Source organism: Erythrobacter mangrovi, from assembly GCF_013260645.1.
Classification (GTDB): domain Bacteria; phylum Pseudomonadota; class Alphaproteobacteria; order Sphingomonadales; family Sphingomonadaceae; genus Qipengyuania; species Qipengyuania mangrovi.
In genome coordinates, this window is record NZ_CP053921.1 from 2,304,323 (window position 1) to 2,329,005 (window position 24,683).

A 24,683-nucleotide genomic window follows, 5' to 3' on the forward strand; every position below is an offset into this window, starting at 1 on the left:
CCACCCCGGGGCGTCAGAAACGCAGCATGACCTTGCGTGCCAGCGCGGGAGAGGCGGAATGAACCGCCTGCAGGACCTTGACCAGTCCGACGTTGACCTCGGCCCGGCCCTTTTCGATCCCTTCAACGATCTGGCGTGCGCACTCGTCGGCCGCCATCTTCTTCCCCCCGCGCCCCGCGGTCAGCGCCGTTTCCACCACCGGCGGCAATGCCTCGATCACCGATACGCTAGTGCCGGCAAGCTGGGCCCGGATCGCCTGGGTGTAGCTGCGCAGGCCGGCCTTGGTCGCACAATAGACCGGCCCACCCGCGCGCGGCGCTATGGCCAGCCCGCTGGTTACGTTCACGATCGCCGCCTGAGGGCGTTGCTTGAGCCGCGGGACCAGCGCCGCAATCAGCCTGATCGGAGTATTCAGATTGGCGTAGATGCAGTGATCCGCCGCATCCCCATCGGGCTGCGCCTCGCGGAAATCATGGTCGACCCCCTGCCCGGCATTGTTGATGAGGATGTCGATACTGCGATCCCCCAGCGTGCGCAGGATATCTTCCGCTCCCGTCGGCATCGACAGATCGGCCTGGATCGCCTCGAACCCGCGCTCGCGCATCGCCTTCAGCCGCTCGGCATTGCGCCCTGTAACAATGACAGTCGCCCCCTTGGCCTTCAGCTGCAGCGCCGTCTGTTCGCCGATCCCCGCGGTTCCCCCGGTGAGCAGGACGGTCCTTCCCGAGATTTCCATCAGACTTTCACCACGCCATGTTCGATCAGGCTGCGCGCGCAATCGAGGATGCTCTCCTCCTCGTCGCGAGTCTGCCAGCCGAGCCGCTGCTTGGCGTGGCTGGCATCGACATGGCGGCTCTTGCCGAGTTCGCTCTTGATCGAGCGGACCCCGGCGTTGAACAGGCTGAGGATCGCGACCATCCAGTCGGGCATGATCTTCGTCGGCACCTTGCGCGTGTGGGCCGCGGGCAATCCGCGCCGCAGCACCTCACCGACCTCGATGATCTTGTAGAACCGCCCTGCGGCGAGGAACCGTTCATTCGCCAGACCGGGTTCCTCGAGGCAGCGAAGGTGAAGATCGGCGACGTCGCGCGTATCGACGATGGCAAATCCCAGGTCGGGCGCCATCGGCATCGAGCCATTGAGCAGCTGCCTCACAACCTCAACCGAGGGACTGAAATCGGCATCGTCGACCGGGCCCAGCACCATTGCCGGATTGACCGAGACGAACTCCATCCCCTCCCCATGCTGTGCCACCCATTCGCGCGCGGCGCGTTCGGAGATCGTCTTCGATTTGACATAGGGATAGACGTCGGGATGGGTAATGTCGGTCCAGTCGTTTTCGTCGACTGTATAGTCCTTCTCGCTGCGGCCATAGGCGACCGCCGCCATCGAGCTGGTCTGGACGAAACGCTTGACCCCCGCTTCCTTGGCGAAACGCAGCGCCCGCAACGTCCCTTCCCGCGCGGGCACGATCATGTCGTTCTCGTCCTTGGGGGTGGAAGCGGCAATCGGCGAGGCGACATGGGCGACATGGGTGCACCCGGCAGTGGCTTCGGCCCAGCCCGCATCGCTCATCAGTTCGGCTTCGAAGATCTTCAGCCGGTCTTCCCCCGGATTGCCCAGCCTTTCGCGCAGCCGGGCTTCGCTCTTCGCCTTGCTGCGCACGGTCGCATGGACCGTCCACCCCCTGCCCAGCAACTGGCGGATGAGCTCACCCGCGATATAGCCTGTGCCGCCCGTGACGAGTACCGTGCTTGCCATTGATCGTCCCCTTTGCTGCCACTCTAGGTCGGCGGAGGGCACGCCACAACGGAGTATCGATGGAAGAGATTGAATTCCTTGTCGTGGGTGCCGGCATCGCCGGCCTTTCGGCCGCGGCGCGCCTGGCCCGGCACGGCCGCACCGTCGTCTGCGAAGCGGAGGAAGCACCCGGGGTGCACGCGTCCGGGCGCAGCGCCGCCTTTGCCCATTTCGACATGGATGCGCCTCTGGTACGCGCGCTGACCGCGGCCAGCATGCCGCTGCTCGAAGAACCTGCCGCGCGGCGCCACCCGGCGCTGTTCATCGCGCTGGCCGGGCAGGACGAGGCGCTCGATCGGGTCGAGGCCGCCTATCGCCAATGGGCACCGTGGGTCGAGCGGCTCGATGCCGATGCAGCGCGGACGCTGGTGCCGGTGCTGAAGACGGGTGCGGAAGGCATCATCGGCGCGTTGCTCGATCGCGACGGCCGCAAGCTCGATGCGCACGCGCTGCTCGAACAGCACCGCCATGCGCTGGGCGCAGCAGGCGGGAGCATCGCGACCCGCTCGCCGGTCACCACGATGCGGCACGACGGCACGCATTGGATCGTCGACACGCCAGGACAGAGCTACGCGGCGCGGGTTGTGGTCAACGCCGCCGGGGCCTGGGTCGACGAAATCGCACAGCTGGCGGGAGTCGCACCGATCGGCATCCGCCCCTTGCGCCGCACGGTCATAACCTTCGACGTGCCCGAGGGGATCGACGTTTCCGTCTGGCCCTTCACCAAGACGGTCGGCCCAGGCTTCTATATCGAGCCCGAGGGGCGCGGCCGGCTGCTTGCCTGCCCTATGGACGAGCACCCGTCCAAACCCTGTGATGCGCAACCCGAAGAAGAGGATGTCGCGCTCGCCGCATGGCGGGTGGAAGAAGCGACCACGCTCGAGATCCGGCACCTTGCGAGCAAATGGGCGGGCCTGAGAAGCTTCGCCCCCGATCGCCTGCCGGTCGCCGGCTTTGATCCGGCGGCACCGGGCTTCTTCTGGCTCGCCGGGCAAGGTGGTTTCGGCCTGCAAACCTCCCCCGCCATGGCACTGGCGGCAGAGGCACTCGCCACAGGCGGCGCCTGGCCCGATGAACTACGCGCGGTCGAGGTCAAGGCCACGCAGCTGGCCCTCAGTCGGTTTGGCTGACGCTATTTCAGCAGCACCAGCTCTTCCGCCATGGTCGGGTGGATCGCCACCGTCGCGTCAAAATCGGCCTTCTTGAGCTTCGCCTTCACCGCCACGGCAGCCGCCTGGATGATCTCCGCCGAATCCGGCCCGATCATATGGATGCCGAGCACCCGATCGGTCTGGCCGTCGACCACCATCTTGTAGAAACCGCGTTCGACCCGGGGCGAGAAGATGTTGCCCATCGGGCGGAAGTTCGAGGTGTAGATCTTCACGTCTTCGAATTCGCGCCGGGCCTGCTCCTCGGTCAGCCCGACAGCGGCAATCGAGGGCTGCGAGAACACCGCCGAAGCGACGCAGCTGTGATCGACGTGGTGGCGGTTGTTGCCAAACAGCGTGTCGGCCACCGCGTGCCCTTCACGGATCGCGACCGGGGTCAGCTGGATGCGGTCGGTCACATCGCCCACCGCATAGATGCTGTCACAGCTGGTCTTGCTGTAGGAATCGACCGGGATCTCACCCTTGTGACCCAGCTTAACACCGGCGTTTTCCAGGCCCAGCCCGGCGGTATTGGGGGAACGGCCGGTGGCGACCAGCACCTGGTCGGCGGCGATCTTGGTGCCATTGCTGAGCGTGACCTCGAGCGATCCGTCGGCCAGCTTGGCCACCTCGGTGATATGCGCGTTCAACTGCAGGTCCATGCCGCGCGCCTCCATGATCGGAGGCAGGCGCTCGACCACTTCCTGCTCATACGTACGAAGGATCGTCTCGCTGCGGTTGACCAGCGTCACCTTGCTGCCCAGCGCGTTGAAGATCCCCGCGAATTCGACCGCGATATAGCCGCCGCCCATCACCACCAGCCGCTTCGGCTGTTCGTCGAGGTGGAAGACCTCGTTCGAGCTGATGCAGTGTTCCGAACCGGGGAATTCGGGGATCACCGGCCAGCCGCCGGTGGCCACCAGGATGTAGCGCGCGCTGATTTCGCGGCCCGAAGCGAGCTTGACGGTGTTGGGTCCGGTGATGGTTGCGCGCTCGCTGAAGCGTTCGACCCCGGCATTGCCCAGCGTTTCGCCATAAAGCCCTTCGAGCCGGTCTACGTCACGATTGACGAAATCGCGCAACGCAGCCCAGTCGAACTTTGCATCGCCGATGGTCCAGCCCTTGGACTGGGTGTGGCCCAGCTGTTCGGCAAACATCGAAGCGTAGACGAGCATCTTCTTCGGCACGCAACCGCGGATGACGCAGGTGCCGCCATAGCGATACTCTTCGGCGATCGCGACGCGGGCGCCATGCGTGCCCGCAATGCGGCTTGCCCGCACCCCGCCGGAGCCCGCGCCAATGGTGAACAGGTCGTAGTCGTAGTCGGCCATGCGGGAACTCCTTGCTGCGCGCGGGGCCATATCGCCCCGCTATACGCATTTGCCAAGGGTCGGGTTACAAGCCGCCTTTTCTCCGGCCGCGCGAGCACGGCGGCGCAGAAAATGTGTAACCTCTACATCGGCCAGACCGAACGCACGCGCACCCGCGCAATCAACACGCGCGGCGCCGGAGAATTTACATGTACATCGTTAAAGGCGCGATGCTGGCAAGCATCTGCGCAGTCACGCTTGCCGGGTGCACCCAGCAGGCTGGCGAAGCCATGCCGCAACCGATCGAAGTGAGCGACGCCACTGGCGCGATCTCGCTTCCTGAAGGATTTGACCGTTGGCCGACCCTTGGCGCCTGGGCCACGGCCTCGGCCGGTCCGGACACGCCAGTCAACGAACTGCACACCGTTTATGTGTCGCCGGGCGGCATCGAAAGCTACCGCAAGGACGGCGTCTTCGCCGATGGCACCGTGCTGGTGAAGGCGGTTTCCGACGTCAAGGCGGCTCCGCTCACCACCGGCAATGCGCACTGGGCCGCCAAGGACAAGGTCTGGTTCGTGATGGTCAAGGATTCGAAGAACAGCCACAAGGACAACCCCTTGTGGCGCGAAGGCTGGGGCTGGGCCCTGTTCGACGCCGGCGATCCGAGCAAGCAGGTGGCAACCTCGTTCGAGGAAACCTGCCAGACCTGCCACGAGCCGGCCAAGGACAGCGACTGGATCTACAGCGCCGCATATCCGGTGCTGCATGATGGTGAGCCGAAGAAGGCATCCTGGGACCCGAACTAGGTCCCGGACACCGCCGATCGGGACTGCGCCGCGTTATGCGTGGCGCAGTCCACCCGGCGAACCGCGGCGATTCCGGCTCCGGTTGCGGCCGCCGCCGGGGCGCTTGCCCTGAGGCCGCGCGGCGGGCGAGGTTTCGCTGCCTTCGCGCCTGGGCTTCCCAGCCCGATCCGGATGCCGGTTCTTCGCTTTCGGCTTCCTGCCGGCGGCATCCCCGGTGGGGCGCACCTTCGGACGGGCCAGCTTCGGCTTCTGTTCGCGCTTGGTCGGGCCAACGCCCTCCACCACCGCCCGGAAATTGTCGGGCAACGGCAGGCGCTCGAACTCGGCGTCGGTCTTCTTGCGAATATCCTTGAGATACTCGCGCTCATCCTCGGCACAGAAGGCGATGGCGATGCCGTCGCGGCCCGCACGGGCGGTACGCCCGATACGGTGAACGTATTGCTCGGGCACGTTGGGCAGCTCGTAGTTGATCACGTGGCTGACGCCGGGGATGTCGATCCCGCGGGCCGCAACGTCGGTCGCAATCAGGATCGGGGTCTTGGCGCGCTTGAACTCGTCGAGCGCACGTTCGCGCTGCGGCTGGCTCTTGTTGCCATGGATCGCATTAGCCGGAATGCCGACCTGGCCGAGCCGCTTCACCACCCGATCACAGCCATGCTTTGTGCGGGCGAAGATCAGCACGCGCTCGAACTTGCCCGGCACCGGATGGCGTTCGGACAGGATCATCTCAAGCAGCGTCTGCTTTTCATCCTGCTGGACCATGAACAGGTACTGGTCGATGCGTTCAGCCGTGGTGCTTTCGGGAGTCACCGAGACCTTGACCGGGTTGCGGCAATACTTGCCGACCAGTTCCTGGATCTGCTTCGGCATGGTGGCGCTGAAGAACAGCGTCTGGCGATCTTCGGGCACCAGCTGGCTGATCCGGCGCAGGGCGTGGATGAAGCCAAGGTCGAGCATCTGGTCGGCCTCGTCGAGGACGAGGATCTCGACGCCGTTCAACACGAAGGCCTTCTGGTCGATCAGGTCGAGCAGGCGGCCAGGAGTGGCGACGAGGATGTCGGTCCCGCGGTGCAGCTTGTTGCGGTCCTTGTTGACCGAGGTACCGCCGACGATCGACTGCACCTTGAGGCCCGCAAGCGCGCCGTAGTCCTTGGCTGACTGGGCGATCTGCCCGGCCAGCTCGCGCGTTGGTGCAAGCACCAGCATGCGGCAGGACTTGAACGGCGTCTGCTTTTCGGCATCGCGCAGGCGGTCGATGCTGGGCAGCATGAAGGCGGCGGTCTTGCCGGTGCCCGTCTGGGCGATGCCCATCAGGTCGCGCCCTTCGAGAACCGGCGGGATCGCCTGCACCTGGATTGGGGTAGGCGTGCTGTAACCCTTGAGGTCAAGCGCCTGAAGAACGGGCTGCGACAGCCCGAGGTCTGAAAACTGTGTCATGTAGTACTCGCATTCGAAATGCGGCGCGCAGACCCAATGGTCGCGCGGCGCGGGTGTCAAACGACCCGCGTGAAAAGGGTAGTCTTAGGGAAAAACCGATGCGCGGCCGGGGCGATGGATGTCTTGGTCATCGCCGCTTCACGCTGGCTAGCGCGCTTCGTTGAGCGGGCATGTGGAGACGAAAGGCCCGAAAGTCAAAGCATTTCGGGCCCGGGCATGAGTGAGCAAGGCATCCGTGGGCCACCGTGGGCGTTAGGTCGAATGAAACTTGTCGGGCTCCCGCAACGAAATAGGGCGTGGACATCCAGGGAGACACGCCATGCCTCGTACCGCCTATCGCTTGCCGCTTTCCCTTGCGGGAATTGCCTTTGCCTTCGCAGCCCCATTGGCCGCCCAGGATGCCTCCGCGACCGAGCAGGAAGCCGAGACGCTGGCGCTCAATCACATCGGGCTGGCGGTCAGCGATCTCGATGCCAGCGCCAGCTTCTTCATCGATACGCTGGGCTGGAAGCCGGCGGGTGGCGATCCCAGTTACCCGGCCAAGTTCGTTACCAATGGCGAAATGTTCGTCACCCTGTGGCGCGTCACCGATCCGGCGAGCGCGGTGCCCTTCGATCGCAAGACCAACGTCGGGCTGCACCACATGGCCATCACCGTGCGCGACCTGGCCACGCTCGACGCGCTTTACCAACGTTTCCAGGAGCATCCGCGGGTCGAGATCGAATTCGGCCCCGAGTTCCTGGGCAATGGCCCGACGACCCACATGATGATCCGCGAGCCCTCGGGCATCCGGCTCGAATTCATCGTCCCGCGTGGCCGGATGAGCGAGGAAGAACGCGCCCGCCCCAACCCGCGCACCCGCGACTAGCGGGAAGCCTCAGTTCTCCCGGCGCGCGAACCACACGGCCCGGCCGGGAAAGTCTGTCACGATCGCGAAGCTGCGCAGTTGCGCGACGCCGACATTGGCATCGACCTGCGCAACTTCGTCAACATGCGCACGGACATCCTGGAAGACCTGACCGGCGATGGTCAGTTCGGGCACGATAATCACGGGGCGGCCCTTGGCCCCACCAAGGCCTCCACCCGGTTCGACCCCCACAGGCGTAAGGCCAAGCCGGTCGACCAGGGCCTGCGAGACCAGCAGCCCGGTACCATTGCCCAGGTCGAAATCGGCCTGGACCTCGGTTGTGCCGAAGCTGACCGGGATGGTCTCGATGCCATGCGCGGCGCTAAGCGGCAGGCGCGTGCCATCCGGCATAGCCTCGTCCGCCAGCCAATCGATGGTGCCACCCTCGATGTCGATCTCGAGGCGTCCGGCGTCAAACACTTCGCGCCCGAGCACTGCCGGCAGCGGCCCGCCTATGAGGCGCGCACCGACGTCGCTCAAGTCCACAATGGCGGCAATCGAAGCGACGAGTTCGCGGCCAAGGGCGCGCACCGGGAGGTTCTCGATGAGGGTCGCCTCGACAGAGGCGGCGCCCGTACCACGGGCTGTTACCGTTTCCCCTGCGCCAAGATCGATCCGGGCGGCGAAGGCGCGGTCGAGCACGGTGACCTCCGCGCCGGAATCGAGCAGGGCCTCAACCCTCTCGCCTCCGATCTCGACCGGCACGAACAGGCGATCTCCGCGCACATGCAGTTCTTCGGCGTGTGCAGGCGTCGCCAGCGCCGCGAAGGCGGCGATTGGAAGGAGGGCTTTCATGACACCTTCCTGACAGGTGTCTTGCTTGTATGATACAGCATGTCGACGAGCCGTCGAATTTGTGCGGCGAAGGCCTGCCCCACGCGATGAGGCCGCCCCGGGGGGGAGGGGCGGCCTGCGGGACGGAACGGGATGTTCCGGGGGGTCTTGCGTGTCGCGTCAGGCGGCTTTCTTTCCTGCCAGCGCATGGACGTCCGCCGCGCCGAGGCGCTGGCCGCCGATGGCCCAATCGCCCTGCTCGACTTCCATGATGCGCACCCAGGTAACCGGGCGCATGGCTTCGCCTTCGACATCGACCATGGCTTCGGTGACCTTTTCGATCAGCTCGCGCTTCTGGTCGGGGGTGAAAACGTCCTTGATCACGTCGATGGTAACTAGCGGCATTTCGATTCTCCTTGAGGATGGTCGGAGTGGTTCCGATGAACAGGAGTTAGCCGCGCCCGACCGGCGATGCTTGACGATCGCGTGAAGATGTCTGACCTTTTCATGGAGATTTCTCGGGGAAGGGGCCGATTTGGCGGATTTCACGCCGCAGACCTATCGTTTCGACGGCTTCGAACTCGACGCCGCCCGCTTCGAACTGCGTCACAACGGGGTACGCGTCCCGGTAGAACCGCAGGTTCTCTCCCTGTTGCTCCTGCTGGTCGAGCACCGCGAGCGGATGCTTTCGAAGGACGAGATCATCGACGCGGTGTGGGATGGGAGGATCGTATCCGAATCCGCCGTGTCCGCGCGGATCAAGGCGGCGCGCAAGGCGATCGACGATGACGGAAGCGCCCAGCGGCTGATCCGCACGATCCACGGCAAGGGCTTTCGCTTCATCGGCGAAGTCCAGGCGGCCACGCCTGCTGCGGCAGCGCCTGCCCCCGCCCCGCCCGCTGCGGATCTGCGCATGGGACGCCCCTCGATCGCGGTGCTGCCCTTCGACCTGGTGGGCGAGCACGGCCCGCACGCCATCGTCGCCGATGCGCTGCCGGCCGACATCATCATGGACCTGGCACGGTTGCACTGGCTGTTCGTCATCGCCCGCGGATCGAGCTTTCGCTTCCGCGGCAACGAGGCCGATCCGGTCGCGGTCGGTCGCGCACTCAACGTCCGCTATTGCCTGACCGGCACGGTTGAGCGGCGCGGCAGCGAGGTCGCGATTGCCGTCGCGCTGGTCGAGACCGGTGGCGGCGAAACGCTATGGGCCGAACGCTATGACTGTGCGCTCGCCGAATTGCAGGGGTTGCGGCCGCAGATCGAAGCACGCGTGGTCGAAAGCCTGGCCACCCAAATCCCGCAGAATGAGGTCCGCTTGGCTCGTGGCCGCCCGGCGCGCGAGCTCGATGCCTGGGCCAGTTTCCATCTCGGGCTCGATCACATGTACCGCTTCACCCATGCCGACAACGACCGCGCGGCAGCACTGTTTGCGCAGTCGCTCGAGCGTGATCCCTATTTCGCGCGCGCGCTGGCAGGTCTCTCCTTCACCCATTTCCAGAACGCCTTCATGGCCTATGGCGGCGATGCGGAAGCCGAAAAGGAACACGCGCGCAGCCTTGCCCAGCGCGCGATCGAGGCCGACCGGCTCGATCCCTTCGCGCATTTCAGCGTCGGGCGCTGCTTCTGGCTGGAGGGACGGCTGGAAGAGAGCATCGGCTGGTTCGACCGCGCGACCAGCCTCAGCCCCAGTTTCGCGCAGGGCATTTACAATCGCGGACTGGTGTCGACCATCGCGGGCAAGGCCGAGCAGGCCGATCGCGACCTGGCGTTGGCGCTCGAGCTCAGCCCGATCGATCCGATGGCCTATGCGATGATCTCGAGCCGCGCGCTGACCCATGTGCAGTTCGGCGATTTCGAGAGAGCCGCCGAATATGGCGAACGTGCGGCCTGCACGCCTGGCGCGCACAAGCACATCATGCTGATCGCCGCCTTCACCAAGCAACTGATCGGCCGGCACGAAGAAGCACAGGCCTGGCTGGCCCGCGCCCGCGAGCTTGACGCGGGCATCGACGCGGCAAGCTTCTTCCGCTCCTTCCCCTACGCGCACAACGCCGCCCGCGAAACGATCGAGCGGAGCTTGCGGGAACTGGGGGTCTAGGAAAGCCCCGCCGCCTTGAGCAGCGCTTCGGTGCTCGCGTCGAACGCCGCCCCGCCCGCTTCGATATCCTTGGCCATCTTCTTGCCCAGCTCGACCCCGAACTGGTCGAAGGGGTTGATGCCCATCAGCACTGCGCTGGCAAAGGTGCGGTGTTCGTGGAAGGCGATCAGCGCGCCGAGGGTCGCGGCGTCGAGATCGTCGCACAGGATCGTCGCGCTGGGGCGGTCGCCGGGGAAGGCGCGTGCCGGGTCCTTGCCGTCCGCGCTCATGTTGCCGCCTGCCATCAGCGCAGCGCCCTGCGCGAAGCAATTGGTCAGCAGGATGCGGTGGTGGGCCGGGTCGAGCTCGTCTCCCGGAGCAACGCTGGCGATGAAATCGACCGGGATCAGATGCGTGCCCTGGTGGAGCAGCTGGAACACCGCGTGCTGGGCATCGGTGCCCACCCCGCCCCAGGTGATCGGCGCGGTCGGGCTATCAACCGGGGCGCCGGTGGCGGTGACGCGCTTGCCGTTCGATTCCATCTCGAGTTGCTGGAGATAGTCGGGGAACAAGCCGAGCCGTTCGTCATAGGCGAAGACAGCGCGCGTCTGGCAGCCGCGGACATGGGTGTAGTAGAGGTCGGCAAAGGCTGCGCGCAGCACGAGGTTCGCCACGCCATCGGTATCACGGAAATGCGCGTCGACCGCCTGGGCCCCGGCCAGCATCGCGCGAAAATCCTCCATCCCGACTGCCATGGCGATGGGAAAGCCGATGCTCGACCATATGGAGTATCGCCCACCGACGCTTTCCTGGAAGGGTAGGATGCGGGTCTCGTCGACCCCCCATTCGACCGCCCTTTCGGGCGCGGCGGTAAGCGCGATCACCCGTCCGCCCGGGTCGGACACGCCATTGTCGCGCAGCCATTTGAGCGCGCTTTCGGCATTGGTCATGGTTTCGATGGTGGTGAAGGTCTTGCTCGCCACCGCGACCAGCGTCTTGGCCGGATCGCAGGCGGCGAAGGCCTGCTCCAGCGCCACGCCGTCGATGTTCGAAACGACATGAACGTCGCAATAGCTGAGGTCGCGGCTGAGCGCGTCGACGCCCAGCGCCGGACCCAGTGCGCTGCCGCCGATGCCGATGTGGATGAGGTGCTCGACCTCGCCAAACACGCCCTGGTGGATCGCCTCGACCAGCATTCCCATGCGATCGATCAGCGCCATCGCTTCCTCGACCTTGACCGGGTCGCCGGTGCCGCGCAGCGTCGCATGGTCGGCGGCGCGTCCCTCGGTCGGGTTGACCACTTCGCCGCCGAACAGCTTGGCCCGCATGCCGGTGAAATCCATCGCCTCGGCGAGCTTTTCGAATGCCACGATCACCGCGTCGTCGAGATGCGTCTTCGACCAGTCGAACAGAATGCCGCCGCCGGCGCCGCCCAGCTCAAGCCGACCGGACAGCGCCCCTACCCGGGCGGCGCCGTGATCGGCGAATAGCTCGCCCAGCGTCGGTCGTGGCAGCCCAGAAAGCGTGCTCCAGAGGTCGGCAGGGGTACTCATCGCGCAAAAATCCTTTCGTGGGTCGATTGCCGCGACTAGGGAACTCGGCGATGATTGAGAAGCCCGCATGACAGAACAGGCCATGGATACGAATCCGGTCGCGGCCCAGGACACACCGGACAGCGTGGAAAAGGAAAGCTGGGGCAGCTTCCTGTGGTTCTGCACCAAGCTGGTATTGGCGGTGCTGCTGTTCCGCACGCTGCTGTTCAGCTTCTTCACCATTCCCAGCGAAAGCATGCTGCCCGGCCTGCAGACGGGCGATTACCTGATCGCGGCGAAGTGGCCCTATGGCTATAACGAGAATTCACTGCCGTTGGGCCTGCCCGGCCCGGCCGATCGCGTTTTCGGCAAGATACCCGAACGCGGCGATGTGGTGGTGTTCAAGCACCCGGAAGACGGCACCGATTACGTGAAGCGGGTGATCGGCCTCCCGGGCGACACGGTTGCGATGGCCGACGGCCAGCTGATCCTGAACGGCGAGCTGGTCGAAAAGAAGCGAGCGGGCCAGTTCGCTATCGCAGTCAGTCCCAATACGCGTTGCAACAGCCGGGCCGCGGAAATCCCCGTGGCGAATGGCACGACCCAATGCCGCTACCGCCTGTTCGAAGAGAGGTTGCCGGGCGGCAGAAGCTACCTGTCGCTCGATCTCGGTCCGTCAGTACAGGACGACTTCAGCCCCGTTGTGGTGCCCGAAGGCAAGCTGTTCGTGATGGGCGACAACCGCGATAATTCGATGGACAGCCGCTTCCCTTCGCTGCCCGGCGGCGGCGTGGGGCTGGTCGACGAGCGCCTGCTCGTGGCGCGCGCCAGCGTCGTGCTGTGGTCGACCGACGGCAGCGCTGAATGGATCAAGCCTTGGACTTGGTTCACCTCGGCACGGTGGGATAGAATCGGGCATTCGATATGAACAAGACACTCGATCCGGAGACTCGCGACTGGCTCATCGAAACGGGTTTTACCGTGCGTGACAATGCGATGTGGCTGGCCGCGCTGACGCATGGCAGCATGGACGAGATCCGCAATTACCAGCGCCTCGAATTCCTTGGCGACCGCGTGCTGGGCCTGAGCATTGCCGACTGGCTGTTCAGCCAGGGGGATGCGCCCGAAGGCAAGCTTGCGCAGCGGCTCAACGCTATCGTCAGCCGTGGCACCTGCGCCGACGTGGCCCGGTCGATCGGACTGGCAGAGCATATCCGCATTTCGAAGCAGGCGCGGGCCGACGGCGGGCGCGACAGCGACAATATCCTGGGCGATGTCGTCGAGAGCTTGCTTGGCGCCGAATTCCTCGACAATGGCTTCGACGCTGCGCGCGCGATGGTCCACAGGCTGTTCCGCCCCGTCCTGGAAAGCGGTGCAGGCCATGCCAAACATCCCAAGAGCGCATTGCAGGAATGGGCCGCGGGCAACCGGCGCAAGCCGCCCGAATACGAGATAATCGACCGGTCGGGCCCCGATCACGCGACGACATTCACCGTTCGGGTCAAGGTCTACAAGGTCGGCGAAGCGGAGGGCACCGCGAGCAGCAAGAGCGAGGCCGAGAAGGCCGCTGCCAAGGCATTTATGGAGCGATACGGGTGAGTACTGGCGAAAATAAGCGCTGCGGCGTCGTTGCGGTTATCGGGGCGCCCAATGCGGGCAAGTCGACGCTGGTAAACCAGCTGGTCGGCCAGAAGGTCGCGATCACCAGCGCCAAGGCGCAGACCACCCGCGCGCGGATGCTGGGCATCGCCCTGCTTGGCGATACGCAGATGATCCTGGTCGACACGCCGGGCATCTTCACGCCCAAGCGGCGGCTCGACCGGGCCATGGTCAGCGCGGCGTGGGAAGGCGCCGAAGCGGCCGACGCGGTGTTGCTGCTGGTCGACCCGATCAAGCAGCGCCGGCACGAACTTGAACCGCTGATTGAAAGCCTTGCCGGGCGACCCGAGCGCAAGATCCTGGTCCTCAACAAGGTCGACGTGGCGAAGAAAGAGCCGTTGCTGGCGCTGGCGCAGGAACTGACCGGTAAGGTCGACTTTGCCGAGGTCTTCTTCGTCTCTGCACTCACCGGCGACGGGGTGCCCGAAGTCAAGGCGGCGCTCGCGGAGATGATGCCCGAAGGCGTATGGCACTATCCCGAAGACCAGGTGAGCGACGCCAGCGAGCGCCTGCTCGCCACCGAGATCACCCGTGAACAGCTGTACAAGCAACTGCACGAGGAACTGCCCTATGACAGCGCGGTGCGGCCCGAACTTTACCAGCACCGCCCTGACGGCAGCCTGGAAATCCACCAGCAGATCGTGGTCACCCGCGACAACCAGCGCGCCATCGTGCTGGGCAAGGGCGGCAGCCGGATCAAGGCGATCGGCGAGGCGGCGCGCAAGGAACTGACCGAAATGCTCGGCGTGAAGGTCCACCTCTTCCTGCATGTGAAGGTCGAGGAGAACTGGGCCGAGAGCAAGGAACTGTTCGAAGAAATCGGCCTGGACTGGGTGCGGTGAGGCTGCGGGCAAGGTGATCGCGACCGGCCCAGACCTGCTCCATGTCGGCGCGGCGCTTGCCGTGGGCCTGCTCGTCGGCATCGAACGCGGCTGGAAGCTTCGTGGCGAGGCGGACGGGGCGCGCGTTGCCGGCATCCGCACCTTCACCCTGCTCGGCTTTGGCGCTGGCTTTGCCGGCCTGTTGCAGTCCTTCGGCTATCCATTCATCGCGGGATTACTGATCACCGCAAGCGCGGGGATCGTCGCCCTAGGCTACTGGCGCGACATGGGCGCCAAGGGCAGCCCGGACGCCACCAGCGCCGTCGCGGCAATGGTAACCCTGGCACTGGGCTTCCTCGCCGGGGCGGGAGAGCCCGCGCTGGCGGTGGCAGGCGCGGCAGTAGTCACGCTGGTGCTGGCATTGCGCAGCGAAACGCATCGCTTGCTCGGCCTGCTCGACGAGGCCGACGTCAAGGCGCTCGCGCGCTACGCCGTCATCGCCGGGGCGGTCTATCCCTTCCTGCCCAATGGCCGCTTCGGACCCTACGACGCATGGGATCCGCATTCGCTGTGGCTGGTGGTGATCGTGGTGACCGGCTTTTCCTTCGCCGGCTATGCTGCCAACCGCATCTTCGGGGCGAAGCGCGGCACCATCGCCACCGCGATCATCGGCGGGGCCTACAGCTCGACCGCAGTGACCTATTCCTTCTCGCAAAAGCTGGGCGCGGGTGCAGGCGGCGGGGCGGAGAATGCCGGGATCGCGCTCGCCACGGCGGTGATGTACCTGCGGGTGATCGTGCTCGTCGCGATCCTCGCAACCAGCCTGCTGCTGCCCTTCGTGACGATCGTCGCGCCTGCGCTGATCACGGGCTTTGCGGTAAGCTGGCTGCTCTATCGCCGGGCCCCGCACAGCACCGGCCCTGCCCCGCCGGGCAATCCGATCGCGCTACTCCCTGCCTTCACCTTCGTCGCCTTTGTCGCCGCCGCGGCAGTCGCCGCACGCTGGGCCGAGGGCACTTTTGGCGAGCAGGGCCTTGCCGTGCTGTTGCTGGTGATGGGTACCATGGACGTCGACGCAGCGATCGTCACCGCGGGCGGGCTCGAGCCGGGCACCATCGCCCCGCAACTCGCCGCGCTGGCGATCGGCGGGACGATCCTTGCCAACATGACCGTGAAGCTGGGCACGACCATCGCCTATGGCAAGCGCGAAGCCCGCCCCGCCGCGCTGGCGCTTGCGGCCAGCATGGTTGCCCTGGCGGTAAGCCTGGCAGTGGGCTACGCGCGACTGTAACGAGGTCGTCTAACGCTTCTTGGCAATCGCGATCTTGTTCTTCTTGGCGAAGTCCTTGGTCGATTCCTCGCTGCGGTTCAGCGCCTTGGCAATCTCTTTCAAGCCCTTGCCCTTGGCGGCTAGCGTGCGCAGCTGCCCGGCCTCATCGGCATTCCACGGCTGCTTGTGCCGCTCGAAATGCTCCTTGGCCATCAGCCCGCTGCCTTCTTCGCCGCGGCTTTCTTCTTCGGCGCGGCCTTCTTCCTGGCCGGTGCCTTACGGCCCTTCTTCTTCGCCGGACCCTTCGCCGCGCGCGCGTCGATCAACTCGATCGCCTGCGCTTCGGTGATCTCCTCGGGCTTCACGTCCTTGGGAATCGTCGCATTGGTGGTGCCGTCGGTAACATAGGGGCCATAACGTCCCGGCATGACCTTGATCTCGCCGCCGCTGGTGGGATGCGCACCAAGCAGCTTGATCGGCTCTGCCTTGGCGCGGGTGCCTCCATTGCCCCGATTGGCCGCCTGCGCGAGCACGTCGACCGCGCGGTTCATGCCGATTTCGAATACCTCGCGCGTGCTCGTTAGCTTCCCGTACTTGCCGTCGTGCCGCAGGTAGGGGCCGTAGCGTCCGATATTGGCCTCGATTTCAAGCCCCGTCTCGGGATGCGTGCCGATGATCCGGGGCAGGTTCAGCAGTTTCAACGCCCATTCGAGGTCGAAATCGTCGAGGTCCTTGGGGATGCTGGCGCGCTTGGCGTCCTTGCCTTCGCCAAGCTGGATGTAGGGGCCGAAACGCCCGGTCTTGCGCTCGACCGGCAGGCCGGTTTCGGGATCGTTGCCGAGCACCGAATCCTCGCCGCCCTGCTCGGAACCGCCGGGTGCCGCAAACTGGCGGGTGTACTTGCATTCGGGATAGTTGGCGCAGGCGACGAAGGCGCCGTATTTGCCACCGCGCAGCGCCAGCCGGCCGCCATCGCGTCCTTCGGCTTCGCACAGCGGACAATGGCGTGCATCCTTGCCGTCGGCGCGTTCGGGAAAGAGGTAGCCCGAGAGGAAATCGTCGAGCACCTCGGTCACTTCCGAAGGCTTCTTGTCCATCACCTCTTCGGTCTTCGGCTTGAAGTCCTTCCAGAACGCTTCGAGCAGCTCCTTCCAGTCCTCGCGCCCGTCCGAAACGGTATCGAGTTCGTCTTCCATCCCGGCGGTGAAATCGAAGGCGACGTAACGTTCGAAGAAGCGCTCGAGGAAGGCAGTCAGCAGCCGTCCGCTTTCCTCGGCAAAGAAGCGGTTCTTCTCCATCCGCACATAGGCGCGATCGCGCAGCGTCTGGATGGTCGAAGCATAGGTCGATGGGCGGCCGATGCCGAGCTCCTCGAGCCGCTTGACGAGGCTCGCTTCGGAGAAGCGCGGCGGCGGCTGGGTGAAGTGCTGGTTGGCGTCGACGCCCTTCTTCAGCGGGCTGTCGCCCTTGTGCATGACGGGCAGCAAGCCGTCTTCGTCCTCGTCCCCTTTGTCGTCGAAGCCTTCCTGGTAGACCGCGAGGAAGCCGGGGAACTTCACCACCTGGCCGGTGGCGCGCAGCTCGTGGCGACCGGTGGGGTCGCGCATGGTCACGGTGGTTCGTTCGAGCGAGGCAGCGGCCATCTGGCTCGCCATCGCGCGCTTGAAGATCAGGTCGTAGAGCTTGCCTTCGTCACCCGAACCGGCACGGTCGCGGCTGAAGTCGGTCGGGCGGATCGCCTCGTGCGCCTCCTGCGCGTTCTTGGCCTTGGTCTGGTAGATGCGCGGCTTTTCGGGGAGGTAATGGCCCGAATAGCGCTCGCTCACTGCCTTGCGGCAGGCGGCGATGGCGCTGCCGTCCATCTGCACGCCGTCGGTACGCATGTAAGTGATCGCTCCCGCCTCATAGAGCGACTGCGCCAGGCGCATGGTATGGCTGGCCGAAAAGCCCAGCTTGCGGGCTGCCTCCTGCTGGAGGGTCGAAGTGGTGAACGGCGGCGCGGGATTGCGCTTGAGCGGCTTGGTCTCGATCTCCTCGATCGTGAAGCGCCCGTCCTCGACCGCCTGGCGCGCGGCCATGGCAGTACCGCGGTCGCCCAGCGTCAGCTTGTCGAGCTTCTTGCCGTCATATTTGACCAGTCGCGCGGCGAACTCGGTCCCGTCCTGCTCCATCGTGGCAACGACCGACCAGTATTCCTCGGCGCGGAAGGCCTCGATCTCGCGCTCGCGATCGACGATCAGCCGCAGCGCGACCGACTGCACGCGGCCCGCGCTCTTGGCGCCGGGCAGGCGACGCCACAGCACCGGCGAAAGGGTGAAGCCGTAGAGGTAGTCGAGCGCGCGGCGCGCGAGGTAGGCATCGATCAGCGGTTGGTCGAGTTCGCGCGGCTTCGCCATCGCGTCGGTGACCGCCTGCTTGGTGATCGCGTTGAAGGTGACCCGGTCGACCTCCTTGGGCAGCGCCTTGCGCTTGGCCAGCAGCTCCCTGACGTGCCACGAAATTGCCTCTCCTTCGCGATCAGGGTCGGTGGCGAGGACCAGCCGGTCGGCCTTCTTCGCGGCGTCGGCGATTTCCTTGAAGCGGCCCTGCTTGTCGCGATAGAGCTCCCAATCCATCGCGAAACCCTCGTCCGGGCGCACGCTGCCGTCCTTGGCCGGTAGGTCGCGGACATGGCCGTAGGAGGCGAGAACCTTGAAGTCCTTGCCGAGGTATTTCTCGATGGTCTTAGCCTTGGCGGGGGATTCTACGATGACTAGCTGCATGGGCTGAAAAACGCGGTCCTTACGTGTGTACGTGTGTGTACACGCGAAAATGGGGCCGGGGATTCCCGGGCGTCAAGCGGCGGAACGCACCATCTTGCGCCAGGCGATGAAGAACAGGACCATCAACATCAGGTCGATGGCGCCGAACACCGCAGTGATCGCTTCGGCCTGTCCGCGGAGGGAAAAGGCGATGGCTGGGACGCCGAAACACAGTTTCTCGAACAGAGTGACCGGCATCAGCGGCTTAAATCGACGCGGGTCGCGGGCTATGACGAGGAACACGCCCTGGAACACCAGTGCCGTACCGACGAAGCTGAGATAGGGCAGGTGCCACGGGTCAGGCACCGGTTGGAAATAGGACAGTGCCAGAACCGGGATTCCGTAGATTGCAGCCCAGCGATAAACCCGGCTGGCAAACAGCTCCTCTCGCGACATGTATGGTCCCTCCCCTACGTGATGCCGTTGTGCCGCGCACCGCGCAGAGGTCAAGCGGCCAATCGGGAACGGGCCGCCCGTACAGGAGGTACGTGGGCGGCCCGTCGCGGGAACGCCGAGGCGTGCCCGCTATGCGCATTCCAGCGATGTTAACGACCAATCACGGCCCTGGGGGGGCGCATGACTCGCGGGGACCGTTGCCCATACGCCGGCGATTCGCATTGCACGGACGCGTCACCAATGGCGGATCGATACAATTTGTCCCACTGCGGGTCAGACTATTTCTTCACCACCCAGCGAAACGCGACCCCCTGCGTGCCGTTCCAGCCGTCCGGCAATCTCCAGTTCGAGCAAGGCGAGCTGGACCGCCGCCGCGTTGCCACCCGACTGGCGGATCAGTTCGTCGACCGGAACCGGTGCCGTGGTAAGCAGGTCAGCCAGTTCCGCCGGTTCGGCGGCAGCCAGTTCTCCCGGCGCGAAATCGAAGATTGGCACGCCGTCGCAGACCCGCGAGCGCGGTGTACCGTCGAAACCCGAAAGCAGCTCGACCACGTCTTCGGGCGCATTGACCAGCACCGCACCTTCACGGATCAACTGGTTGCAGCCATGGCTGCGGGCATCGAGCGGGCTGCCAGGGATGGCCATGACTTCCCGCCCCGCCTCGCCCGCGAGCCGCGCGGTTATCAGCGACCCGGATTTTGGCGCCGCCTCGACCACCAGCGTGCCGCTGGCGAGCCCGGCAATGATCCGGTTGCGGCTGGGAAAATGGCTGCCGCGCGGTTCGGTGCCCGGGGGCTGTTCGGCCAGCAACAGGCCTTCGCTGGCAATCCGCTCCTGCAGGGCCTCATGCTGAGGCGGATAGGCAATGTCGATCCCGCTGGCGATCACGCCGATGGTCGAAGGGAGCGCGCCTTCATGCGCCGCTCCGTCAATGCCGCGCGCCAGGCCGGACACCACGGTGAAACCTGCCTGTGCAAGCGCCGCAGCGAAATCTCGCGCCAGCTTGACCGCCGCTGCGCTGGCATTGCGCGCGCCGACCATGGCGACACAGGGCCGTTCGGCAAGCGCAAGGTCTCCGCGCCAGGTCAGGATCGGCGGCGCTCCGTCGATTTCCTTCAGCAGGGCGGGATAGGCAGGCTGGTCGTGAAAGAGGTATTTGGCCCCCGCCTTGCGGACCGCCTCGACCTCGCGCTCGATCGTTTCGAGCTTGGCGGGGCGATAGGACCGCCCGCCCCGCGCGGAGAGGTCTGGCAATGCCTCCAGCGCCGCCCCCGCGGTGCCAAAGCGCTGCAACAGCATGGCATAGCTGACCGGCCCGATATTGGGTGAGCGCAGCAGCCGGATGCGCGCAAAAGCCTCGTCCTGCGAGAGCGAGATCACCCCTTGGAACCGACTTTCGGTTCCTCGCCACGCACCAGCCGTCCAACATTGGCGCGATGCTGGACCAGGACGATGACCGCGATCGCGACCAGCGGCCAGCCGACCGCGGGATAGCCCAGCCCCCACGCGACGACGGGCGCGGCAATGACCGTTATCATCGACGAAACCGAAGAGATCCGGCTGAGGGCCAGCGTCGCGGCCCAGATCGCCGCGCAGGCGAGCATCGCCGGCCAGGCAAGCGCGAGCAACACGCCCGCTGCAGTGGCGAAGCCCTTGCCGCCACGAAAGCCGAGCCAGGGCGTGAAACAATGTCCGGCAACCGCCGCCACGGCGGCAATCCCTTCCACGCCAGGCCACAGCTGGGCGACTGCCAGCACTGGCAGTGCACCCTTGGCTGCGTCGAGCAGAACCGTAGCCGCTGCGAGACCCTTGTTGCCGGTTCGCAGCACGTTGGTGGCACCGATGCTCCCGCTGCCGATCTTGCGAACGTCGCCCAATCCCGCGGCGCGGGTCAGCAACAAGCCGAAAGGAATCGATCCGCAGAAAAATCCGAACAGCGCCGCGTAAAGCGTGGTGATCGTGAAACCGCTACCGAAATCCATGCTGCGCGTCCCTGTCCCGTTAGCCCTGATCTTGTCGAAGGGTCGTAGTTCTAATAGGCGCTGCGCAAAAGAAAAAGCAGTCCTTCGACTTGCTCGGGACAAACGGAGCGAATTTGGACGTATCAGCCGCCTCTCCCATACTGCTGTTCGATTCCGGCGTTGGCGGGCTCACCGTGCTTGCCGAGGTGCGCAAGGTGCTGCCCGATACCCCGGTGATCTACGCAGCCGACATGGCTGGCCTGCCCTATGGCGAGAAGAGCGAGGCCGAGATCGCGGCGCGGGTCGCGGGCCTCTTGGGCCGGATGGCCGAACGCTGGCAGCCGCGGCTGGTCTGCATCGCCTGCAATACGGCCTCGACCATCGCGCTGGGCATGGTTCGCGAAGTGCTCGAAGTGCCGATCGTCGGCACCGTCCCCGCGATCAAGCCTGCGGCGGCGCTGACGAAGACCGGCACATTCGCGATCCTCGGCACGGTCGCCACCGTGCGCCAGCCCTATGTCGATGCGCTGGAGGCGGAATTCGCCGTCGGCAAGCGCATGCTGCGCTTCGGTGCGCCGCAGCTCGTCATGCTCGCCGAACGCAAGCTGCGGGGCGGCACGGTTAGCGTGGCCGAAGCCCGCGAGGCGATTGCCGGCTTGCTGGAGCAGCCCGGCGCCGACGAGATCGACGTACTGGTCCACGCGTGCACCCATTTCCCGCTGCTCGATGACGAGTTGCGCGCGGCGCTCGGCCGCGAGGTGGCCTTCGTGCACGGAGCCGAGGGTATCGCACGCCGCATCGCCTACTTGACGCAGGGCCAGGAATTCACTCGGTCCGAACCCGACCGCGCGGTCACCACCGGCGATCTCGCCGACTTCGAGCAGCTTACAGGGGCCTTCGCCGGATACGGCATCGACCGGCTGGAAAAATTCTAGCGCGATGGCCGAAGACCGGACAAAGCTCGTGGAACGCAGCCTCACCCGGCTGGCCGAACGGCGCGGCGACGTGACCGATCCGGTGCTGCAGGCCTTCTATGCCAGACATCCCGATGCACGTGCCTCGTTCGAGCATCACGGTCTCGGCCATATGCGCGAGCTCGAAGGGCGGATGGTTGCCGAGAGCGTGTTCCTGCTGCTGCAATGGGTCGAAGATCCGGCGACCGCGCGGATCGACCAGGGCACCGCGATCGTCCACCACAACGATACGCTGCTGGTCCCATCGCGCTGGTACCTCGGAATGGTCGATGCGGCGCTCGAAGTGCTGTTCGAATCCCTCCCCGCCGAGGCTGCCGACGAACGCGACATGTGGCTGGCCGTGCGCGCCGACTATGCGGGTTTTGTCGAGAGCTTGCGGTCGGAATTCTTTCGCCAAGACGATGGATTGCCACTGCCCGACTTTCCGCCAACGGCCCATACTTAAGAACCGTTCGCAAAGATCGCAGTGGAATTGCTCGACTTTCCGCCCTATGTGCCAGCGGTTTCCAGCCGCGGACGGGCGGCGTTGTGACGGGCGGACCCCGCGTGAACTACGATCAGATTTTCGACGAAGCCATCGACCGCCTGCATGCCGAAGGTCGCTATCGCGTCTTCATCGACATCCTGCGCAATAAGGGCGCCTTCCCGAACGCGCGCTGTTTCGCGGGGCACAACGGGCCCAAGCCGGTCACCGTGTGGTGTTCGAACGACTACCTCGCCATGGGCCAGCACCCCAAGGTCATCGCCGCTATGGAAGAAGCGCTGCATGATGTCGGCGCCGGTTCGGGCGGCACGCGCAACATCGGCGGCAACACCCATTACCACATCCAGCTCGAGCGGGAGCTGGCCGATCTTCATGGCAAGGATGGCGCGCTGCTGTTCACCAGCGGCTATGTCTCGAACGACGCCACGCTCTCGACACTGGCCAAACTGCTCCCGGGCTGCATCATCTTTTCCGACGAGCTCAACCACGCCAGCATGATCGCGGGCATCCGCAATGCCGGTTGCGAGAAGCGCGTATTCCGCCACAACGACGTGGCGCACCTCGAAGAATTGCTCGCTGCGGAAGATCCCTCGATACCCAAGCTGATCGCCTTCGAGAGCGTCTATTCGATGGACGGCGACGTAGCCCCGATCCACGCAATCTGCGACCTGGCCGAGAAATACAACGCGCTCACCTACATCGACGAGGTTCACGCGGTCGGCATGTACGGCAAGCGCGGCGGCGGCATCACCGAGCGCGACGAAGCCGCCCACCGCATCGACATCATCGAGGGCACGCTGGGCAAGGCCTTCGGCGTCATGGGCGGCTACATCGCTGCCGACACCCGGATCATCGACTGTATCCGCAGCTATGCCCCCGGCTTCATCTTCACCACCTCGCTCAGCCCCGTGCTGGTAGCGGGCGTGCTGGCGGCGGTTCGCCACCTCAAGGAATCGAGCGAAGAGCGCGACGGGCAGCAGGCCGCGGCCGCCCTGCTTAAGCAGAAGATGCGCGACGCCGGCCTGCCGGTGATGGACAGCACCACGCACATCGTCCCGCTGATGGTCGGCGATCCGGTCCGCGCGAAGAAAATCAGCGACATCCTGCTCGCCGAATACGGCGTCTATGTGCAGCCGATCAATTTCCCGACCGTGCCGCGCGGGACCGAGCGCCTGCGCTTCACCCCCGGCCCCGCGCATACCGAGGCGCTGATGGACGGCCTGGTCGACGCGCTGGTCGAAATCTGGGGCCGGCTCGAACTGGAGCTCAGGAAGGCGGCCTGATCGGCCGCCCCCTGTTCCTCAGGGCAGGGTCTTCCTAAATAGCGGCGATGCAGGCCCTTGCCTCCAGCCGGTTCCGCGAGAACTCACCCCTGTTCGGGGTCTTGGCCCTGCTCGTGCTCGCTTTCGCGGCCTTGGCCGCTGTCGGACACCAGGTTCCTCGATCCCTTGCAGCCGCGGAGCAAGCCGCGCAGGCCCCGCTTGAAGCCCTTCCGGCCAGCGGCGAAGATGCGGGTATCCTCTTCTCGACCCTCGATCCCGAAGCAGCCCGCGCGCGCAATGCAGCGGTGGGCTTTGCCTATGCCACGTCCGATCCTGCACCCTCGTTCCACTTCCGCGGCAACGGCGTAGACCGCAACCGCGCGCGCGACTGCCTGGCGCTGGCGGCACTGGCCGAAGCGGGCGCGGGCGACGCCGATCAGCGCGCGGTGATGCAGGTGGTGCTCAATCGCGTGCGTCACCCCGCCTTCGCCGGGACCGTATGCGGCGTGGTATTCGAAGGCTCGCAGCGCCCCACCGGGTGCCAGTTCACCTTCACCTGCGACGGCTCGCTGGCGCGGACCTACCCCGAAAGCCTGTGGCGCTCGGCGCGCGCGCGGGCGGAAGAGGCGCTGGGCGGCTATGTCGACGGCAAAGTGGGCAGCGCGACACACTACCATGCAGACTACGTCTATCCCGCCTGGAGCGGAGAGCTGGACAAGATTGCGGCGGTGGGACCGCACCTGTTCTTCCGCTGGAAGGGTGCCTGGGGCAGCAGCCATGCGCTCTCGGCCCGCTATTCCGGCGGCGAACCCGATCCGCTGGCCTTGCGCACGTTGGCGCAAGAGGTCGAGCGGCCCGAAGACCTGCTTCCGCGGCTCGCCGATGCGGGCACGGCGGTGCGCAGCATCACGGCTTCAGACACGCCGCGCGACGCGGGCTTGCTTGCACCGCGACCGACCGCACCCGGATCGCCCGCGCCGGGGGTGCACTTCGTCCTCGTCGGCTCGGGCGATTCCCCCGATGCGCTGGTCGAGCGGGCCCGCGCCCTGTGCCCGGGGGATCGCTATTGCCAGGTCTATGGCTGGGACGATCCGGCGGCGATCCCCGCCAAGCTGCCGCTGCCCTCATCGGCGCGCGCCAGCCTGCGCTTCAGCTTCCTTCCTTCCCGTTCGGGCAATGGTGAAGTTGCCTATTTCGATTGCCGTCTCTTCCCGGCGCCCAGTGCCGGGACCTGCCTTCCCCGCACCCTCAACTGAGGGTC

24 protein-coding genes are annotated in these 24,683 nt (G+C 65.7%); 12 read left to right on the forward strand and 12 right to left on the reverse strand.

Annotated features, from left to right (window positions below; genetic code table 11):
- Positions 1 to 13: 13 nt before the first annotated feature.
- Complete coding sequence (locus tag HQR01_RS11690) at positions 14 to 736, reverse strand: SDR family oxidoreductase (protein WP_173215033.1); 723 nt, start codon at positions 734 to 736, stop codon at positions 14 to 16.
- Entirely contained in the window at positions 736 to 1,761 is a 1,026-nt protein-coding gene (locus HQR01_RS11695) for an SDR family oxidoreductase (RefSeq protein ID WP_173215034.1), read from the reverse strand. Before HQR01_RS11695 ends, HQR01_RS11690 begins: the two co-directional genes overlap by 1 nt.
- Positions 1,762 to 1,820: 59 nt before the next feature.
- Between HQR01_RS11695 and HQR01_RS11700 the strand changes: the two genes are divergently transcribed.
- A complete protein-coding gene (locus HQR01_RS11700) occupies positions 1,821 to 2,930 on the forward strand; it encodes an NAD(P)/FAD-dependent oxidoreductase (RefSeq protein ID WP_173215035.1) in 1,110 nt (369 codons plus the stop codon).
- A gap of 2 nt (positions 2,931 to 2,932) precedes the next feature.
- On the opposite strand, the gene gorA is transcribed toward HQR01_RS11700, so the two are convergent.
- The gene (gorA, locus tag HQR01_RS11705; protein WP_173215036.1) at positions 2,933 to 4,279 is read right to left on the reverse strand and encodes a glutathione-disulfide reductase; all 1,347 of its coding nucleotides are present in this window, start codon (positions 4,277 to 4,279) and stop codon (positions 2,933 to 2,935) included.
- A gap of 188 nt (positions 4,280 to 4,467) precedes the next feature.
- Between gorA and HQR01_RS11710 the strand changes: the two genes are divergently transcribed.
- Complete coding sequence (locus HQR01_RS11710; protein ID WP_173215037.1) at positions 4,468 to 5,064, forward strand: cytochrome P460 family protein; 597 nt, start codon at positions 4,468 to 4,470, stop codon at positions 5,062 to 5,064.
- 33 nt (positions 5,065 to 5,097) lie between these two features.
- Here the strand turns inward: HQR01_RS11710 and HQR01_RS11715 are convergent, their stop codons facing one another.
- Positions 5,098 to 6,501 (reverse strand): DEAD/DEAH box helicase, encoded by a 1,404-nt coding sequence (locus HQR01_RS11715; protein WP_173215038.1) that lies wholly within the window; start codon positions 6,499 to 6,501, stop codon positions 5,098 to 5,100.
- A gap of 319 nt (positions 6,502 to 6,820) precedes the next feature.
- Between HQR01_RS11715 and HQR01_RS11720 the strand changes: the two genes are divergently transcribed.
- The gene (locus HQR01_RS11720) at positions 6,821 to 7,369 is read left to right on the forward strand and encodes a VOC family protein (RefSeq protein WP_173215039.1); all 549 of its coding nucleotides are present in this window, start codon (positions 6,821 to 6,823) and stop codon (positions 7,367 to 7,369) included.
- Positions 7,370 to 7,378: 9 nt separating this feature from the next.
- Here HQR01_RS11720 and HQR01_RS11725 read toward each other — a convergent pair whose 3' ends face one another.
- Together HQR01_RS11725 and HQR01_RS11730 are read right to left on the reverse strand one after the other, a co-directional pair.
- A complete protein-coding gene (locus tag HQR01_RS11725) occupies positions 7,379 to 8,203 on the reverse strand; it encodes a retropepsin-like aspartic protease (protein WP_173215040.1) in 825 nt (274 codons plus the stop codon).
- Positions 8,204 to 8,362: 159 nt separating this feature from the next.
- Positions 8,363 to 8,587: a tautomerase family protein gene (locus tag HQR01_RS11730; RefSeq protein ID WP_173215041.1), complete on the reverse strand. Its 225-nt coding sequence runs from the start codon at positions 8,585 to 8,587 to the stop codon at positions 8,363 to 8,365.
- Positions 8,588 to 8,717: 130 nt separating this feature from the next.
- Here HQR01_RS11730 and HQR01_RS11735 point away from each other — a divergent pair, with 130 nt between their 5' ends.
- Positions 8,718 to 10,283 (forward strand): winged helix-turn-helix domain-containing tetratricopeptide repeat protein, encoded by a 1,566-nt coding sequence (locus HQR01_RS11735; RefSeq protein ID WP_173215042.1) that lies wholly within the window; start codon positions 8,718 to 8,720, stop codon positions 10,281 to 10,283.
- Here the strand turns inward: HQR01_RS11735 and pgi are convergent.
- Positions 10,280 to 11,815, reverse strand: coding sequence for a glucose-6-phosphate isomerase (pgi, locus tag HQR01_RS11740; protein WP_173215043.1), 1,536 nt, complete (start codon positions 11,813 to 11,815; stop codon positions 10,280 to 10,282). The two genes, HQR01_RS11735 and pgi, sit on opposite strands and share 4 nt — an antisense overlap.
- An 82-nt stretch (positions 11,816 to 11,897) precedes the next feature.
- On the opposite strand from pgi, the gene lepB reads away from it, so the two are divergent.
- Genes lepB through HQR01_RS11760 form a run of 4 tightly spaced genes read left to right on the forward strand, consistent with a single transcriptional unit; the run spans position 11,898 to position 15,565 of the window.
- The gene (gene lepB / locus HQR01_RS11745) at positions 11,898 to 12,722 is read left to right on the forward strand and encodes a signal peptidase I (RefSeq protein ID WP_173215044.1); all 825 of its coding nucleotides are present in this window, start codon (positions 11,898 to 11,900) and stop codon (positions 12,720 to 12,722) included.
- Entirely contained in the window at positions 12,719 to 13,393 is a 675-nt protein-coding gene (gene rnc, locus HQR01_RS11750; RefSeq protein WP_173215045.1) for a ribonuclease III, read from the forward strand. The genes lepB and rnc overlap by 4 nt, the downstream gene beginning before the upstream one ends.
- Positions 13,390 to 14,295, forward strand: a complete 906-nt coding sequence (gene era, locus HQR01_RS11755; RefSeq protein ID WP_173215046.1) for a GTPase Era — start codon at positions 13,390 to 13,392, stop codon at positions 14,293 to 14,295. Before rnc ends, era begins: the two co-directional genes overlap by 4 nt.
- A 13-nt stretch (positions 14,296 to 14,308) precedes the next feature.
- Positions 14,309 to 15,565 carry an MgtC/SapB family protein gene (locus HQR01_RS11760; RefSeq protein ID WP_173215047.1) on the forward strand — a complete coding sequence of 419 codons (1,257 nt, stop codon included), beginning with the start codon at positions 14,309 to 14,311 and terminating at the stop codon, positions 15,563 to 15,565.
- Positions 15,566 to 15,574: 9 nt separating this feature from the next.
- Here HQR01_RS11760 and HQR01_RS11765 read toward each other — a convergent pair whose 3' ends face one another.
- The 5 genes from HQR01_RS11765 to plsY all read right to left on the reverse strand — a co-directional run bounded on the left by HQR01_RS11765 (position 15,575) and on the right by plsY (position 20,723).
- Complete coding sequence (locus HQR01_RS11765; RefSeq protein ID WP_173215048.1) at positions 15,575 to 15,757, reverse strand: hypothetical protein; 183 nt, start codon at positions 15,755 to 15,757, stop codon at positions 15,575 to 15,577.
- Entirely contained in the window at positions 15,757 to 18,306 is a 2,550-nt protein-coding gene (topA, locus tag HQR01_RS11770; protein WP_173215049.1) for a type I DNA topoisomerase, read from the reverse strand. Before topA ends, HQR01_RS11765 begins: the two co-directional genes overlap by 1 nt.
- Before the next feature lie 72 nt (positions 18,307 to 18,378).
- A complete protein-coding gene (locus HQR01_RS11775; RefSeq protein WP_173215050.1) occupies positions 18,379 to 18,741 on the reverse strand; it encodes a hypothetical protein in 363 nt (120 codons plus the stop codon).
- Between the two features lie 273 nt (positions 18,742 to 19,014).
- On the reverse strand, positions 19,015 to 20,121 hold the full coding sequence (gene dprA / locus HQR01_RS11780; RefSeq protein WP_173215051.1) for a DNA-processing protein DprA: 1,107 nt from the start codon (positions 20,119 to 20,121) through the stop codon (positions 19,015 to 19,017).
- Positions 20,118 to 20,723 carry a glycerol-3-phosphate 1-O-acyltransferase PlsY gene (gene plsY, locus HQR01_RS11785; protein ID WP_173215052.1) on the reverse strand — a complete coding sequence of 202 codons (606 nt, stop codon included), beginning with the start codon at positions 20,721 to 20,723 and terminating at the stop codon, positions 20,118 to 20,120. The genes dprA and plsY overlap by 4 nt, the downstream gene beginning before the upstream one ends.
- A gap of 113 nt (positions 20,724 to 20,836) precedes the next feature.
- Between plsY and murI the strand changes: the two genes are divergently transcribed.
- The 4 genes from murI (at position 20,837) to HQR01_RS11805 (ending at position 24,678) form a co-directional block, all read left to right on the forward strand.
- Positions 20,837 to 21,637 (forward strand): glutamate racemase, encoded by an 801-nt coding sequence (murI, locus tag HQR01_RS11790; RefSeq protein WP_234030150.1) that lies wholly within the window; start codon positions 20,837 to 20,839, stop codon positions 21,635 to 21,637.
- A gap of 4 nt (positions 21,638 to 21,641) precedes the next feature.
- A complete protein-coding gene (locus tag HQR01_RS11795; RefSeq protein WP_173215054.1) occupies positions 21,642 to 22,121 on the forward strand; it encodes a hypothetical protein in 480 nt (159 codons plus the stop codon).
- Between the two features lie 101 nt (positions 22,122 to 22,222).
- Positions 22,223 to 23,443: a 5-aminolevulinate synthase gene (gene hemA / locus HQR01_RS11800; RefSeq protein WP_173215055.1), complete on the forward strand. Its 1,221-nt coding sequence runs from the start codon at positions 22,223 to 22,225 to the stop codon at positions 23,441 to 23,443.
- Positions 23,444 to 23,490: 47 nt separating this feature from the next.
- Positions 23,491 to 24,678 carry a cell wall hydrolase gene (locus HQR01_RS11805; RefSeq protein ID WP_173215056.1) on the forward strand — a complete coding sequence of 396 codons (1,188 nt, stop codon included), beginning with the start codon at positions 23,491 to 23,493 and terminating at the stop codon, positions 24,676 to 24,678.
- The last annotated feature ends 5 nt before the right edge of the window (positions 24,679 to 24,683 follow it).

Coding starts and splice junctions, on each gene's coding strand:
- HQR01_RS11690 (WP_173215033.1), bottom strand. CDS start 736: ATGGAAATCTCGGGAAGGACCGTCCTGCTCACCGGGGGAACCGCGGGG.
- HQR01_RS11695 (WP_173215034.1), bottom strand. CDS start 1,761: ATGGCAAGCACGGTACTCGTCACGGGCGGCACAGGCTATATCGCGGGT.
- HQR01_RS11700 (WP_173215035.1), top strand. CDS start 1,821: ATGGAAGAGATTGAATTCCTTGTCGTGGGTGCCGGCATCGCCGGCCTT.
- gorA (WP_173215036.1), bottom strand. CDS start 4,279: ATGGCCGACTACGACTACGACCTGTTCACCATTGGCGCGGGCTCCGGC.
- HQR01_RS11710 (WP_173215037.1), top strand. CDS start 4,468: ATGTACATCGTTAAAGGCGCGATGCTGGCAAGCATCTGCGCAGTCACG.
- HQR01_RS11715 (WP_173215038.1), bottom strand. CDS start 6,501: ATGACACAGTTTTCAGACCTCGGGCTGTCGCAGCCCGTTCTTCAGGCG.
- HQR01_RS11720 (WP_173215039.1), top strand. CDS start 6,821: ATGCCTCGTACCGCCTATCGCTTGCCGCTTTCCCTTGCGGGAATTGCC.
- HQR01_RS11725 (WP_173215040.1), bottom strand. CDS start 8,203: ATGAAAGCCCTCCTTCCAATCGCCGCCTTCGCGGCGCTGGCGACGCCT.
- HQR01_RS11730 (WP_173215041.1), bottom strand. CDS start 8,587: ATGCCGCTAGTTACCATCGACGTGATCAAGGACGTTTTCACCCCCGAC.
- pgi (WP_173215043.1), bottom strand. CDS start 11,815: ATGAGTACCCCTGCCGACCTCTGGAGCACGCTTTCTGGGCTGCCACGA.
- lepB (WP_173215044.1), top strand. CDS start 11,898: ATGGATACGAATCCGGTCGCGGCCCAGGACACACCGGACAGCGTGGAA.
- rnc (WP_173215045.1), top strand. CDS start 12,719: ATGAACAAGACACTCGATCCGGAGACTCGCGACTGGCTCATCGAAACG.
- HQR01_RS11765 (WP_173215048.1), bottom strand. CDS start 15,757: ATGGCCAAGGAGCATTTCGAGCGGCACAAGCAGCCGTGGAATGCCGAT.
- topA (WP_173215049.1), bottom strand. CDS start 18,306: ATGCAGCTAGTCATCGTAGAATCCCCCGCCAAGGCTAAGACCATCGAG.
- HQR01_RS11775 (WP_173215050.1), bottom strand. CDS start 18,741: ATGTCGCGAGAGGAGCTGTTTGCCAGCCGGGTTTATCGCTGGGCTGCA.
- plsY (WP_173215052.1), bottom strand. CDS start 20,723: ATGGATTTCGGTAGCGGTTTCACGATCACCACGCTTTACGCGGCGCTG.
- HQR01_RS11795 (WP_173215054.1), top strand. CDS start 21,642: ATGGCCGAAGACCGGACAAAGCTCGTGGAACGCAGCCTCACCCGGCTG.
- HQR01_RS11805 (WP_173215056.1), top strand. CDS start 23,491: ATGCAGGCCCTTGCCTCCAGCCGGTTCCGCGAGAACTCACCCCTGTTC.